Here is a 12,910-nt window from a genome sequence, read left to right on the forward strand (position 1 = left end):
CGAGGCGAGCTGGATCAGATGAATCCCAACTCCTGCAGCAACGCCTGGGTCTGCTCGAGCGAGGCGAGTTCGGCGAGTTCGATGTCGGCATTACCGATCTCGGACAGCGGACGCAGCTGATCCTTCGTCTCGACACCCTCGACGACCGGATACTCGGACGTCTCGTCGGCGAAGTAGGTCTGTGCCTCGGGCGAGAGCAGCGCGGCGACGAACTGCTCCGCCTGTTCCTTCTGGTCGGTGGTCCGCACGACGCCCGCCCCGGCGATGTTCACCAGTGCGCCCGGATCACCGGCCTGGAAGTAGTACACCTGCACGTTCAGGTTCTCGGCACCGCGCTCGTCCGCGAGTCCGTACCAGTAGTAGTGGTTGGTCAGACCGAGGGTGACCTGGCCGGCGTCGACCCCCTCCATCAGCGGGCCGTTGCCCTCGAACGCCACCGGCTCGTTGGCCTTGAAGGCCTCGAGCCAGGCGCGGGCGCCGTCCTCGCCGCGGGCGACGCGCAGCCCGGTGACGAACGCCTGGAACGACGCGTTGGTCGGGGCGAAGCCGATCTGGCCCTTCCACTTCGGGTCCAGCAGACCGTCGATGCCGGTGGGCAGGTCCTGCGGCTGCACCTTCTCGTCGTTGTAGACGAGTACGCGGGCACGTGCGGAGGTCGCCACCCAGGTGCCGTCGGCAGCGCGGTAGTCGGCGGGAACCAGGTCGGTCACCGAGGCCGGCAGCGTCTCGAGCAGCCCCGCCTGGTCGAGCAGGCCGAGGGCACCCGCGTCCTGGGTGAACACCACGTCGGCGGGCGAGGAGTCACCCTCCTCCACCAGCTTCCCGGTGATCTCCGGGGTGCTGCCGTAGACGACGTCGACCTCGAAGCCGAGCGTGCCCTCGAGCTGGTCGATCAGCGGGGCGACCAGGTTCTCGCTGCGCCCGGAGTACAGGGTGAGCGCGCCGGTCGAGTCGCCCTCGGACCCACCCGAGTCGCTGCCGCACGCGGCCAACGCGGCGGCGAGTACCCCGGCCGACACTACTGCGACGGCTCTGCGTCGAAACTGCATTCCGGACCTCCTGGCGTGAGCGACGGCTCACAGGCGATGTACAGGTTGTGCAAGCCTAACCTGATCCCAGGACCAGGTTCGTCATCACCCGTACGCCGACCGCCAGGGCGCGCTCGTCGAGGTCGAAATCGGGCTGGTGGATGTCGAGCTTCGGCCCGCTCCCCCGCCACACACCCAGCCGGGCCATCGCACCCGGAACCTGCTCGAGGTACCAGGAGAAGTCCTCCCCGCCGCCGGACTGCGGGGTGTCCGCCAGCGCGTCCGGGTCGATCGCCCGCACCGCGTCCTCGACCATCCGGGCCGACACCTCGTCGTTGACGACGGGCGGCACCCCGCGCCGGTAGTCCAGCTCGTAGCTCAGTCCCGTGGGCGCGAGCAGGCCGTGCACGATCTCCCGCACCATCGGTTCGAGCAGTTCCCACGTCTCGTGGTCGCCGGTGCGGACGGTGCCGGTCAGCATGCCGGTGCGGGGAATCGCATTCGCGGCCTTGCCCGCCGCGACCGCGCCCCACACCATCACCGTGCTCGTACGGGGGTCGATGCGCCGGCTGAGCATGCCGGGCAGCCCGGTGATCACGGTGCCGAGTCCGTACACCAGATCGCCGGTCAGGTGCGGGCGGGAGGTGTGCCCTCCCGGCGAGTCGAGAACCAGCTCGACCGTGTCGGCGGCCGAGGTGATCGCCCCGACCCGCACCCCCACCTTGCCGGCCTCGAGTCTGGGATCGCAGTGCAGCGCGAAGATCCGGGCCACGCCTTCGAGCGCGCCGGCGGCCACCACGTCGAGCGCGCCGCCGGGCATCACCTCCTCGGCGGGCTGGAAGATCAGCCGCACCCCCACCGGCAGCTCGGGCACCGAGTTCAACGCCAGGGCCGCGCCGAGGAGCACGGTCGTGTGGGCGTCGTGCCCGCAGGCGTGCGCCACACCCGGCACGGTGGAGGCGAACGGCAGGCCCGTCATCTCCTGCATGGGCAGCGCGTCCATGTCGGCGCGCAGGGCTATCCGCGGCCCGTCGGGACCGAGATCGCAGATCAGGCCCGTGCCGCGCGGCAGCACCTTCGGTTCGAGCCCGGCGGCCGCGAGCGTGCTCCCGACGAACTCGGTGGTCGCGTACTCCTGGCGGGCCAGTTCGGGATTGGCGTGGATGTGCCGGCGCCACCCCGACAGGTCGTCGGTGTGCTCGCCCAGCCACTTCTCGATGTACGGGTTCATCGGCGTGCCACGTTCTCGAGCAGCCGCGCACGTTGCGTGGGATCGGCCGCCGCCCGGGCCGCCGTCGCGGCCAGCGCGCGGGCGCCGTCGAGGACGGCGAGGTCCGCCGAGGCGGTGACGCACGCGTCGGCGAACGCCGCCTGGTGAGTCACCGCGCCACCGGAGTCGAGACCGATCACCGGGTGGATACCCGGCACCACGTTCGTCACGTTTCCCATGTCCGTGCTGCCCAGCGGGCGCGATCCTTCCTCCTCGACGGGCAGCGGCGTGCGCCCGAGACCGATGATCTCCTCACGATAAGCCCGGACCAGCCACGGGTCGGGAGTCAGTTCCGTATAGGTCGGCGACACGGTGCGGATCTCGTGCGTGCAGCCGGCGGCGAGGGCCCCGGCGGCGAAGCAGCTGCCGGCGCGCTCGGACAGGTCGGCGAGGGACTCCGCGGTCGCCGCCCGCAGGTAGTACAGCAGTTCCGTGTGCGCGGGCACGATGTTCGGGGCGGTGCCGCCGTCGCTGACGATCCCGTGGATCTGCTGACCGGGCAGCAGGTGCTGCCGCAGCAGGCCGACGGCGACCTGCGCGACGGTCGCCGCATCGGCGGCGTTGCGGCCGTACTCGGGAGCCGCGGAGGCGTGCGCCTCGCGGCCGGTGTAGCTGACCGCGATGTCCGCGAGGGCCAGCGACGTCGCCCCGGTGATGTCGAACGGACCCGGGTGCACCATCAGGGCCATGCCGACGTCGTCGAACACCCCGCGTTCGAGCATGAGCACCTTGCCGCCGCCGGTCTCCTCGGCGGGTGTGCCGATGACGCGGACGGTGACGCCGAGCGCGTCGGCGACGGCGGCCAGTCCCAGGCCCGCGCCGGCGGCGGCAGCAGCAATGATGTTGTGCCCGCACGCGTGCCCGATGCCGGGCAGCGCGTCGTATTCGGCGCAGAGGCCGACCACGAGGTCTCCGCTGCCGAACCGGGCGTCGAATGCGGTGGGCAGATCGGCGATCCCGGTGCGGACCTCGAATCCGCCGCTGCGCAGCAGGTCCACGATCTTCGCGGCGCTGCGGTGTTCGTCGAAGGCCAGTTCCGGCTCGGCATGGATCGAATGCGACAGGGCGATCAGGCCGTCCGACGCAGCCTCGATCGCCCTGTCCGCATCGCTCGTCACCCGCTCAGTCTGGCACGGGCGGAAAGCGCGCACCTCACCCGAGGCGGAAGTTCGACTCGTCCGTCTTCGTCTCGAGTGCCGCGATCAGCGGTGCATGCAGACCACGCTTGATGCCCGCCAGGTTGGCGCCGCGGGTGCCCGTCAGCGCGGCGGCCCGTTCGACGGCGGCGGCCAGCACGGCATCACCGTCGACGGCGCGATCGACGATGCCCGCCGCGAGGGCGTCGGCGCCGCCGAACCGGCGGCCGGTCGTGGTCGCCTCGACCGCGGCCTGGATCGGCAGCCGCTCGCGCAGGAGCGCGGACATGCCCACGGTGAACGGCATGTTCAGGGACACCTCGGGCAGGCACCAGAAGCCGCGATCGGACCGCATCACGCGGAAGTCGTGGGTCAGCGCGAGCATCGCACCGGCACCGAACGCGTGGCCCTGCACCGCCGCGACGGTCGCCGCGGGGAAGGTCAGGATCCGCACGTACAACTCGTGCACGGAATCGAGGTAGCCCGGAAGGTCGGGGAGGTTGCCGAAGATCCAGTCGGTGTCGAGGCCGTTGCTCCAGAACTTCCCGGTGGCCGCGGTCACGAGCGCGGCCGGGCCGTCGTGGGCGACGACCTCGTCGAGCAGCTCGTGGACGGCGGAGAGCCAGCCGGGATGGAAGCGGTTCTCGGTGTCGCCGCCGGAGCGGTCGCCGAGATGGAGGACGAAGACGTCGCCGTCGCGGTCGAGGTATGGCATGCGGAGAGGATAGCGCCACAACCTACCGACGAGTAACAACAGGCTTGGCGCTAGGGTCGACCGACATGGGAACACCCGACGCCATCGCCGACCCCCCTGCCGAGGCCGCCCGCGCCGCCGCGGCACTCGCCGAACGCACCGGCGTGCCCGAACACCCCGTCGCGGTGGTCCTCGGCTCGGGCTGGCGCGCCGCGGTGGAGCGCTTCGGCCCGGCGGTCGCCGACGTCCCGATGGGCGAACTTCCCGGGTTCGCCCCGCCCACCGCCGAAGGGCATTCGGGCACCGTGCATTCGGTGCGGGTCGGCGAGACCCCGGTGCTGCTCCTCGCCGGCCGCACCCACGCCTACGAGGGGCACGACCTGAGCCGTGTCGTGCACCCGGTGCGCACCGCCGTCGCGGCCGGCGCGCACACCGTCGTGCTCACCAACGCCGCCGGCGGCATCCGGCCCGACCACACGGTCGGTCAGCCGGTGCTGATCTCGGACCACCTCAACCTCACCGGCCGTTCGCCCCTGCGCGGCGCCCAGTTCGTCGACCTCGTCGACGCCTACTGTCCGGAGCTGCGCGCCCTCGCCCGCGAGATCGACCCCACCCTCGACGAGGGCGTGTACGCAGGACTGCCCGGCCCGCACTACGAAACCCCCGCCGAGATCCGCATGCTGCGCACGCTCGGCGCCGACCTGGTGGGCATGTCCACCGTGCACGAGACCATCGCCGCGCGTGCCGCGGGCGCGCGGGTGCTCGGCATCTCCCTGGTCACCAACGCCGCCGCGGGACTCACCGGTGAGCACCTGGACCACCACGAGGTCCTCGCGGCGGGACGGGCCGCCGCGACCCGTATGGGCGACCTGCTGCGCGAGCTGGCGGGCCGGCTGTGAGCCTGCGTTTCGGGACCGCCGGGCTGCGCGGTCCCGTCGGCGACGGACCCGGCTGCATCAACGAGGACGTGGTCGTCCGCACCACCGCGGGCCTGGCCCGATGGCTCGACGCGCGCGGGTGCGGCGGCGGCACCGTGGTCGTCGGCCGCGACGCCCGCACCGGATCCGCCGAGTTCTTCGCCGCCGCCACCGAGGTCCTCGCGGCCGCCGGTTTCGACGTCGTGGCCCTGCCGCGCCCGCTGCCGACCCCGGTGACGGCGTACGCCGTGCGGGCCCTCGATGCGGTCGCGGGCGTGCAGATCACCGCGTCCCACAACCCGGCCCCGGACAACGGCTACAAGGTCTACACCCGGGGCGGTGCACAACTGGTCGAGCCGGACGACCGCGAGATCGAGAGGGCGATCGACGCCGTCGGCGCGGCGTCGTCCGTGCCGCGCACCGCCGTCGCGCCCACCGGGGACGACCTGGTGGCGCGCTATCTGGCGCGCGTCGCCTCCCTACCGCGCGGCACGGCGCGCACCCTGCGCATCGCGCTCACACCGCTGCACGGCGTCGGCGGCGAGACCGCCGTCGCGGCGCTGCACGCCGCGGGCTTCGGCGACGTGCACGTGGTGGACGCCCAGTTCGCCCCCGATCCCCGCTTCCCCACCGTCGAGTTCCCCAATCCGGAGGAACCGGGGGCCGCCGATGCCGTGCTCGCACTCGCCGCCGACGTGGGCGCGGACATCGCGCTCGCCCTCGATCCCGATGCGGACCGATGCGCCGTGGGCGTCCCCACGCCCGAGGGCTGGCGGATGCTGCGCGGCGACGAGACCGGGGCGCTGCTCGGGGACCGGATTCTCGCGGGTGCCCCGCGCGGCGCGCTGGTGGCGACGACGATCGTCTCCTCGGCCCTGCTCGGCAGACTCGCCGCCGCACGGGGCGCCCGCTACGCGCAGACCCTCACGGGCTTCAAGTGGCTCGCTCGCGCGGGCGACGGACTCGTGTACGCGTACGAGGAGGCCCTCGGTCACTGCGTCGACCCGGATGCGGTGCGCGACAAGGACGGCATCGCGACGGCGGTCGTCGTCGCGGACTATGCCGCCGAATTGAAGGCTCGCCGAAGCACTCTCGTCGACGCGCTCGACGCCCTCCACCGAGAGTTCGGGCTGCACCTCGGCGATCAGGTCTCGATCCGGGTGGCCGATCTCGCCCGGATCGGGGCGATCATGAGCCGGTTGCGGTCCGCGCTGCCGGCCGAACTCGCCGGAGAGCCGGTCACGGCCACCGACCTCGCGGCGGCGAGCGGCCCGCTGCGCACGGACGCCGTGGTACTCGAGGGCGCGTCGGTGCGGGTCGTGGTCCGGCCGTCGGGCACCGAGCCGAAGCTCAAGTGCTACCTCGAGTCCGTCGCCGCGGACGGTGACCGCGACGGCGCGACCGCGCGGCTGAAGGCGTTGCGCGCGTGGGCGACCGGCCTCGGTGAGCGCTGACGCGCGACACCGGGCCGGTGACGGCCGCTTCTCGCGGTCGCCACCGGCCCGGCGGAGGAACGGCCACCCTCAGAGACGGTGTGGCACACCGTAGGTGATGACGGTGTCGTTGTTCGAGGTGACAGCCCGGGCGTACGGCCGGATCGTGACCGGGCCGAGTGCCCCCGAGACCGAGCCGTGGACTCCGGCCAGCCGGACGGTCGCCGACCGGCCGTCGAACTCCATGTCCTCGACGAACGCCACGTCGGTGATGCCGCCCGGCGAGAGATCGACCTCGATCTCCTGCGACGGGATGATCGACCCGCCGATCGTCGCGCCGGTGCTCGCGTCGAGCCCGAGGCCGAACTCGGGGGCGAGCTCGACGCCGATACCGAATTCGTTGCCGACCTCCCAGTCGAGACTGGGGGTGTTGATGTGCACGACGGCCCCGTTGAGCGCGACCGGGTAGCCGATCTGGTATCCGATGGTCAGCTTGGTGTCCTGGAACGAGTCGGCATCGGGCCCGGTGAAGTTGACCGACACCACCTCGTCGTGGAAGAACTCGAAACTGACGGGCGAGCTGTCGAGCGGCGGATAGGACTGGATCGACGTGTCGGCCTGAAGGACTTCGATGGCGTTGTTGTTGCCGAGGGGCAGCGTCCGGGCGTTGTCGACAGCGGCTCCGGCACTACCGGACCCCACCACCATGCCCAGCACGGCGGCCGCACCGAGTGCGGTGGCCCGGGCGCACTGTCGAAATCTGCTGCCGGAGAAGGTGTTGATCATCGAGCGGACCTCATTTTCGTGGGCGGTCGAGGACAGTGGACGTTCCAACCGATCACGGGGAGCGTAACCAGAGCGGGCCCGGAGAAAAGGAGAGTTGATCAACTTCCCCGAATCGAGACGGTGCCCGCCCGGTCGCTGCCGCTCGGATCGAGATCCTCGGCGGCCCACGCTCTGGACCGAAAACCCTTCCCGGGCTGGCATTTCGATGTCCATGCACCGCCCGTCGCCCCCGCGGCCGGGCACCGCCGTCCAACCTCACCCGAAACTCTATTGTTATCCTGCAACAAAACAGACTATTCGGACAAAATTGGCGATACGGGCGTTCGGGGGTCGCCGATACCGCCCGAGCGGGTCCGCGTAGGGGGTCAGCGTGGGCCGAACTGCCGATCGCCGGCATCCCCGAGACCCGGAACGATGTACTTGTTCTCGTTGAGACCGTCGTCGATCGACGCGGTCACGAGCCGGACCGGGTGACCGGACTCGGACAGGGCTGCCACCCCCTCCGGAGCCGCGACCACGCACACCGCCGTGACATCGGTCGCGCCGCGCGCGACGAGCAGGTCGATCGTGTGCACCATCGAACCTCCCGTGGCGAGCATCGGATCGAGCACGTACACCGGCAGCCCGGACAGGTCGTCGGGAAGCGACTCGAGGTACGGCACGGGCTCGAACGTCTTCTCGTCGCGGGCCAGTCCGACGAAGCCCACCCGCGCCTGCGGGATGAGCGCATGGGCCTGCTCCACCATCCCGAGGCCCGCACGCAGCACCGGCACCAGCAGCGGTGGCTGCCGAAGGCGCACACCGACCGTCGTCGCCACCGGCGTGCGCACCTCGAACTGCTCGACCGGGGCGTCCCGGATCGCCTCGTACACCAGCATCTGGGTCAGCCGGCGCAGCGCGTAGCGGAAGGCTGCGTTGTCGCTGCGCTCGTCGCGCAGCGTGGTCAGGAGGGCAGCGGCGAGCGGGTGGTCGACGACGAGCGAATCCATGCCGGAAGGATAGAACGCCGTCGCTCGCCCGCCGTCGCCGACTGCTTCCCGGCACAGCCCACCGGCGCAGCCCGCCCGCACGGTCCGCCGCAGTCCCGTTTTCCGGACTCGCCCCGACCGCGGGGCACGTGTGCCATCGTGACAGTCGGGCCTGCGGACGGACGGGACGGGTGGGCATGTGGGACTACATCGACGAGCGCAAGGCGCAGATCGCCTTCAGCGCGTACCAGCATGTGAGCCTCGTCGTGCAGGCCGTGCTTCTCGCCACCGTCGTCGCCGTCGTGCTCGCGGTGGTCGTCACCCGGATCCCCCGGCTCGAACCGGTGGCCAACACCCTCAGTGCCGTCGGCCTGACCGTCCCGTCCTTCGCGCTGCTCGGCATCCTCGTCCCGCTCGTCGGGATCGGGGTGGCACCGGCATTCCTCGCGGTCGCCTTCTACGCGACCCTGCCGGTGCTGCGCAACGCGGTGGTCGGGTTGCGTGGCGTCGACGGCACCCTCGTCGAATCCGCACGCGGAATCGGCATGGGCGAGATCGGCACGCTCACCCGCGTCCGGCTCCCGCTGGCCTGGCCCGTCATCCTCGCCGGGGTGCGGGTCTCGACGCAGATGTCCATGGGCATCGCCGCGATCGCCGCCTACGTGCTCGGCCCCGGTCTCGGCTCGTTCATCTTCACGGGCCTGTCGCAGATCGGCGGCGCGAACGCACTGAACTCGGCCCTGGTCGGCACGATCGGAGTGGTCGTCCTCGCGCTGGCGCTCGACGCGCTGCTCCTCGCGCTCGGCAAGGTCACCGTCTCGAAGGGAATCCGTGCCTGACATGAACACGCCGCCGCCGTCCGCAGCGCAGATCAGCGGCACCGACATCGACCTGATCGACGTGGTCAAGACGTTCCCCGGGCAGGCGCGCCCGGCAGTCGACGGTCTGAGCCTGCACATCCCCGCGGGCGAGATCGTGATGTTCGTGGGCCCGTCGGGCTGCGGCAAGACCACGTCGCTGAAGATGATCAACCGTCTCGTCGAACCCACGTCCGGAACCATCCGGATCGGCGGCGACGACATCCGGTCCGCGGACGTCGACGACCTGCGGCGGCGGATCGGGTACGTGATCCAGGGCGGCAGCCTCTTTCCGCACATGACGGTCGCGCAGAACATTTCGATCGTGCCCCGGTTGCTGGGCTGGGACCGGCGGCGAACCGCGGACCGCGTCACCGAACTGCTCGAACTGGTCAACCTCGACCCGGACCGGTACCGGGACCGCTACCCGCGGGAACTGTCCGGCGGGCAGCAGCAGCGGGTCGGCGTCGCCCGGGGCCTCGCCGCCGACCCGCCCGTCGTGCTGATGGACGAGCCGTTCGGCGCGGTGGACCCGATCACCCGGCTCCGGTTGCAGGACGAGCTGCTGCGCATCCACGACGATCTGCGGAAGACGATCGTGTGCGTCACCCACGACATCGACGAGGCCGTCAAACTGGGCAGCCGGATCCTGATCATGCAGGAGGGCGGGCACGTCGCACAGTACGACACCCCCGAGACGATCCTGTCGGCACCCGCGAGCCCGTTCGTGGAGAAATTCGTCGGTGCCGGTTCCACACTCAAACAGCTCTCGCTCAGCCGCGTCGCGGAGGTCGAACTGGCCGAACCCACCACCGCGGAAGTCGGCAGCTCCGCCGAGGAGGCCGTCGCACGCGCCAGGGCACGCGGGGACGACACCGTCGTCGTCCTCGACCGGCGCCGTCGTCCCGTGGCCTGGCTGTGGGTGCGCGAACTGCAGGGTTCGGGCACCGTCCCGGACGGCGACCCCGACGACCTGGTCACCCTCGACCGGCACGCCACCCTCAACGACGCACTGGACACGATGCTCGCCTCCGCTCACGGGGCCGCGATCGTGACGGGACGGCACGGCGAATTCCAGGGATTGATCAACTTCGAATCGGTGACCGGACGGATCCGCGGCGGTGAGTCGCAGTCCGCGGCCGCAGGCCCCGGTGAGACGGGACAGCACACATGAGCATCGACACCGAACCGGCGTCCTCCCGGGCCGGAACCCGTCCAGGTCCTCCCCCGCGCCGGCGCGGCGGTATCGCGATGCTGTTCGTCCTGCCACTCGTCGTCGCCGTGGTGTTCGCCGCCTGGGCGCTGTGGCGCGCGAACGCGGACCTCGACTCGATCGAGGCCCGCCAGCTCGAATGGGCCACCATCTCGACCCTCCTCCGCGAACACATCGAACTCACGGTGGTCTCGGCGATCCTCGTCGTGGTGATCGCCGTGCCGCTCGGGATCGTCCTCACCCGGCCCGCGTCGCGCGCCCTCGCGCCCGTCGCGGTGGGTGTCGCCAACGCCGGGCAGGCGGCGCCGGCCATCGGACTGCTCGTGCTGCTGGCCATCTGGCTGGGATTCGGATTCGGCACCGCCGTCGTCGCCCTGACCCTGTATGCCGTGCTGCCCGTCCTGCGGAACACGATCACCGGCATCGAAGGCGTCGATCCGACCCTCGTCGAGGCCGGGCGCGGCCTCGGCATGTCCGGGCTCGGCGTGTTGCTCCGGGTCGAGCTGCCCCTCGCCCTGCCGGTGATCATGACCGGCGTCCGCACCGCGCTCGTTCTGCTGGTCGGCACCGCCACCCTCGCCACCTTCATCAACGCCGGCGGCCTCGGATCCCTCATCGTCACCGGCATCACCCTCTTCCGCTATCCCGTCCTCGTCAGCGGCGCGCTGCTGGTGGCGCTGCTCGCCCTTCTGGTCGACTGGGCGGGGCGCATGCTCGAGTTCACGGTCCGGCCGAAGGGGCTCCGCCCGTGACCGCGCGCCTGCTGTCCCGGCTCGCCGGAGCGCTCCTCGCGGCGTCGACGCTGGCCGCGTGCGGATTGGGAACCGCCGGCGGTTTCGTCCCCACCGGCGAACTCGCGGGCCCGCTGCAGTCCGTCGAGCCGCTCGACGGTGCGAGCATCTCGGTGGGATCGAAGAACTTCTCCGAGGGCATCCTCCTGGGGAAGATGGCAGTGATCCTCCTGCGTTCGGCGGGCGCGGACGTCACGGATCTGACCAACATCCCCGGCAGTGCCAGCTCCCGCCAGGCGCAGCTCGAGGGACAGGTCGATCTGCAGTGGGAGTACACCGGCACGGCCTGGATCGCCTATCTCGGACACGAGGAAGCGATCCCCGACGAGCGCGAGCAGTACGAGGCCGTGCGCGACGAGGACCTGCGCGAGAACGGCCTGGTGTGGCTGCCGCCCGCCCCCATGAACAACACCTACGGTTTCGCGGCCACCAGCGCCGAGGCCCAGCGACTCGGCGTGGCGTCGCTCTCCGACATCGCGAACATCCCGGTCGCCGAACGCACCTTCTGCGTCGAATCCGAGTTCGCCAACCGCAACGACGGCCTGCAGCCGATGCTCGACACCTACGGCATTCCGCTCGGATCCGGTGTCCCACGCGAGAACATCAGGACGCTCGACACCGGCGCCATCTACGAGGCGACGGCGCGCGGCGACTGCAACTTCGGCGAGGTGTTCACCACGGACGGCCGGATCGAGGCCCTCGATCTGACCGTGCTCGAGGACGACCGGAAGTTCTTCCCCATCTACAACGTGGCGGTCGTCGTCCGCGACGAGACCCTCACCGAGAACCCGCAGATCGCGGAGCTGTTCGCTCCCGTCTCCCGGAAACTGACCGACGAGACTCTCATCGAACTGAACGGACGGATCGACGTCGACGGCCAGGAGCCGGCCGAGGTCGCCTACGACTGGCTCGTGCAGGAGGGCTTCGTCGAGTAGGACAGCGGCGGCACCCGCGACCGTGTCAGTGGACGAACTTCAGTCCCACCACGCCGCCGACGATCATGGTCAGGAACAGGATCTTCCATGCCGAGACCGATTCGTTCCCGGTCGCCATCGCGTAGACCACGGTGAGCACCCCGCCGATCCCCACCCACACGGCGTAGGACGTTCCCACCGGCAATCGACGCATCGCATAGGCCAGTCCCGCCATGCTCGCGGTCAGCGCCGTGACGAACACGACCGTCGGAACCAGACGGGTGAAGCCTCGGGATCTGTCCAATGCCGTGGCCCACACCGCTTCCAGCACCCCGGACACCACCAGCACCAACCACGACATCACAGGCTCCCTCGGGCCGTCTTGTCGCACACCGGGTACGGCGCCCCTCGTCCGGGAACCCGGGTTCCGGGCTCGCTTCCAAGGTCCCACAACCCGTGGCGGGGAACAAATCCGGCTCGTCGACGCGGAACCGGGGCACCACCCGCTGCGTCCAACCGGTCGAAGGACGATCCGTTTCACCGAGGGGGAGCAGCCCGAATGGACGCAGGCACCGGCAACCACGACGTGGTACGTGCCCGACCCGAGACGATCGCGGCGTTCGGACGCACCGCTACGGCCATGGCCGAGCGGCTCCACGAAGCCGCCGGCGAGGCACACGCGGTGGATCCGGCGCCACTCACGACGGCATTCGGTCCGGTCGGCGCCGCGTTCCTCGCCGCGTTCGCGGCCACCCACCGCGCCCACGAGACGGAACTGACCCGGCTCGGCGGCACCTTCGCGGCAATGGGTGCGGTCGCCGGTGCCACCGCGGCCGCCTACGAGCACGCCGTCACCGCCCAGTCGGCACTGCTGAAGGCCGCCGGAGCGCCGCGGTGACCGGC

Annotated in this window: 14 protein-coding genes and 1 riboswitch; of the genes, 7 read left to right on the forward strand and 7 right to left on the reverse strand. The window is 71.0% G+C overall.

Annotated features, from left to right (window positions below; genetic code table 11):
- Positions 1–14 precede the first annotated feature (14 nt).
- The 4 genes from ACWPQI_RS16080 to ACWPQI_RS16095 are packed head-to-tail and all read right to left on the reverse strand — an operon-like array spanning position 15 to position 4,149.
- Entirely contained in the window at positions 15–1,049 is a 1,035-nt protein-coding gene (locus tag ACWPQI_RS16080) for an iron ABC transporter substrate-binding protein (protein WP_026137503.1), read from the reverse strand.
- Between the two features lie 55 nt (positions 1,050–1,104).
- Positions 1,105–2,259, reverse strand: coding sequence for a M20 family metallopeptidase (locus ACWPQI_RS16085; RefSeq protein ID WP_010594813.1), 1,155 nt, complete (start codon positions 2,257–2,259; stop codon positions 1,105–1,107).
- Positions 2,256–3,416: a M20 family metallopeptidase gene (locus ACWPQI_RS16090; RefSeq protein ID WP_010594814.1), complete on the reverse strand. Its 1,161-nt coding sequence runs from the start codon at positions 3,414–3,416 to the stop codon at positions 2,256–2,258. Before ACWPQI_RS16090 ends, ACWPQI_RS16085 begins: the two co-directional genes overlap by 4 nt.
- A 34-nt stretch (positions 3,417–3,450) precedes the next feature.
- On the reverse strand, positions 3,451–4,149 hold the full coding sequence (locus ACWPQI_RS16095; protein WP_010594815.1) for an enoyl-CoA hydratase/isomerase family protein: 699 nt from the start codon (positions 4,147–4,149) through the stop codon (positions 3,451–3,453).
- A 65-nt stretch (positions 4,150–4,214) separates the two neighbouring features.
- Between ACWPQI_RS16095 and ACWPQI_RS16100 the strand changes: the two genes are divergently transcribed.
- Positions 4,215–5,027, forward strand: coding sequence for a purine-nucleoside phosphorylase (locus ACWPQI_RS16100; RefSeq protein ID WP_010594816.1), 813 nt, complete (start codon positions 4,215–4,217; stop codon positions 5,025–5,027).
- A complete protein-coding gene (locus tag ACWPQI_RS16105) occupies positions 5,024–6,499 on the forward strand; it encodes a phospho-sugar mutase (protein ID WP_010594817.1) in 1,476 nt (491 codons plus the stop codon). The genes ACWPQI_RS16100 and ACWPQI_RS16105 overlap by 4 nt, the downstream gene beginning before the upstream one ends.
- Positions 6,500–6,568: 69 nt before the next feature.
- On the opposite strand, the gene ACWPQI_RS16110 is transcribed toward ACWPQI_RS16105, so the two are convergent.
- A complete protein-coding gene (locus ACWPQI_RS16110; RefSeq protein ID WP_010594818.1) occupies positions 6,569–7,264 on the reverse strand; it encodes an MspA family porin in 696 nt (231 codons plus the stop codon).
- Positions 7,265–7,629: 365 nt separating this feature from the next.
- Positions 7,630–8,253, reverse strand: a complete 624-nt coding sequence (gene upp / locus ACWPQI_RS16115; RefSeq protein ID WP_010594819.1) for a uracil phosphoribosyltransferase — start codon at positions 8,251–8,253, stop codon at positions 7,630–7,632.
- 176 nt (positions 8,254–8,429) lie between these two features.
- Here upp and ACWPQI_RS16120 point away from each other — a divergent pair, with 176 nt between their 5' ends.
- From ACWPQI_RS16120 to ACWPQI_RS16135, 4 genes are read left to right on the forward strand one after another with little or no spacing between them, the layout of a single operon-like run.
- The gene (locus ACWPQI_RS16120; protein WP_010594820.1) at positions 8,430–9,071 is read left to right on the forward strand and encodes an ABC transporter permease; all 642 of its coding nucleotides are present in this window, start codon (positions 8,430–8,432) and stop codon (positions 9,069–9,071) included.
- A gap of 1 nt (position 9,072) precedes the next feature.
- Entirely contained in the window at positions 9,073–10,263 is a 1,191-nt protein-coding gene (locus ACWPQI_RS16125) for an ABC transporter ATP-binding protein (protein ID WP_010594821.1), read from the forward strand.
- Positions 10,260–11,054 (forward strand): ABC transporter permease, encoded by a 795-nt coding sequence (locus tag ACWPQI_RS16130; protein WP_010594822.1) that lies wholly within the window; start codon positions 10,260–10,262, stop codon positions 11,052–11,054. The genes ACWPQI_RS16125 and ACWPQI_RS16130 overlap by 4 nt, the downstream gene beginning before the upstream one ends.
- Complete coding sequence (locus tag ACWPQI_RS16135; RefSeq protein WP_010594823.1) at positions 11,051–12,028, forward strand: glycine betaine ABC transporter substrate-binding protein; 978 nt, start codon at positions 11,051–11,053, stop codon at positions 12,026–12,028. Before ACWPQI_RS16130 ends, ACWPQI_RS16135 begins: the two co-directional genes overlap by 4 nt.
- Positions 12,029–12,053: 25 nt before the next feature.
- Here the strand turns inward: ACWPQI_RS16135 and ACWPQI_RS16140 are convergent, their stop codons facing one another.
- Entirely contained in the window at positions 12,054–12,368 is a 315-nt protein-coding gene (locus ACWPQI_RS16140) for a DMT family transporter (protein ID WP_010594824.1), read from the reverse strand.
- A 10-nt stretch (positions 12,369–12,378) separates the two neighbouring features.
- Positions 12,379–12,445, reverse strand: a riboswitch (guanidine-III (ykkC-III) riboswitch).
- Positions 12,446–12,566: 121 nt separating this feature from the next.
- Here ACWPQI_RS16140 and ACWPQI_RS16145 point away from each other — a divergent pair.
- Positions 12,567–12,905 (forward strand): hypothetical protein, encoded by a 339-nt coding sequence (locus tag ACWPQI_RS16145; protein ID WP_010594825.1) that lies wholly within the window; start codon positions 12,567–12,569, stop codon positions 12,903–12,905.
- Positions 12,906–12,910: the final 5 nt, after the last annotated feature.

It is taken from the genome of Rhodococcus sp. LMD (assembly GCF_056108245.1).

Bases quoted from the DNA above. Each gene is read 5' to 3' on its own strand.
- ACWPQI_RS16080 (WP_026137503.1), bottom strand. From the start codon at position 1,049: ATGCAGTTTCGACGCAGAGCCGTCGCAGTAGTGTCGGCCGGGGTACTC.
- ACWPQI_RS16085 (WP_010594813.1), bottom strand. From the start codon at position 2,259: ATGAACCCGTACATCGAGAAGTGGCTGGGCGAGCACACCGACGACCTG.
- ACWPQI_RS16095 (WP_010594815.1), bottom strand. From the start codon at position 4,149: ATGCCATACCTCGACCGCGACGGCGACGTCTTCGTCCTCCATCTCGGC.
- ACWPQI_RS16100 (WP_010594816.1), top strand. From the start codon at position 4,215: ATGGGAACACCCGACGCCATCGCCGACCCCCCTGCCGAGGCCGCCCGC.
- ACWPQI_RS16110 (WP_010594818.1), bottom strand. From the start codon at position 7,264: ATGATCAACACCTTCTCCGGCAGCAGATTTCGACAGTGCGCCCGGGCC.
- upp (WP_010594819.1), bottom strand. From the start codon at position 8,253: ATGGATTCGCTCGTCGTCGACCACCCGCTCGCCGCTGCCCTCCTGACC.
- ACWPQI_RS16120 (WP_010594820.1), top strand. From the start codon at position 8,430: ATGTGGGACTACATCGACGAGCGCAAGGCGCAGATCGCCTTCAGCGCG.
- ACWPQI_RS16125 (WP_010594821.1), top strand. From the start codon at position 9,073: ATGAACACGCCGCCGCCGTCCGCAGCGCAGATCAGCGGCACCGACATC.
- ACWPQI_RS16130 (WP_010594822.1), top strand. From the start codon at position 10,260: ATGAGCATCGACACCGAACCGGCGTCCTCCCGGGCCGGAACCCGTCCA.
- ACWPQI_RS16140 (WP_010594824.1), bottom strand. From the start codon at position 12,368: ATGTCGTGGTTGGTGCTGGTGGTGTCCGGGGTGCTGGAAGCGGTGTGG.
- ACWPQI_RS16145 (WP_010594825.1), top strand. From the start codon at position 12,567: ATGGACGCAGGCACCGGCAACCACGACGTGGTACGTGCCCGACCCGAG.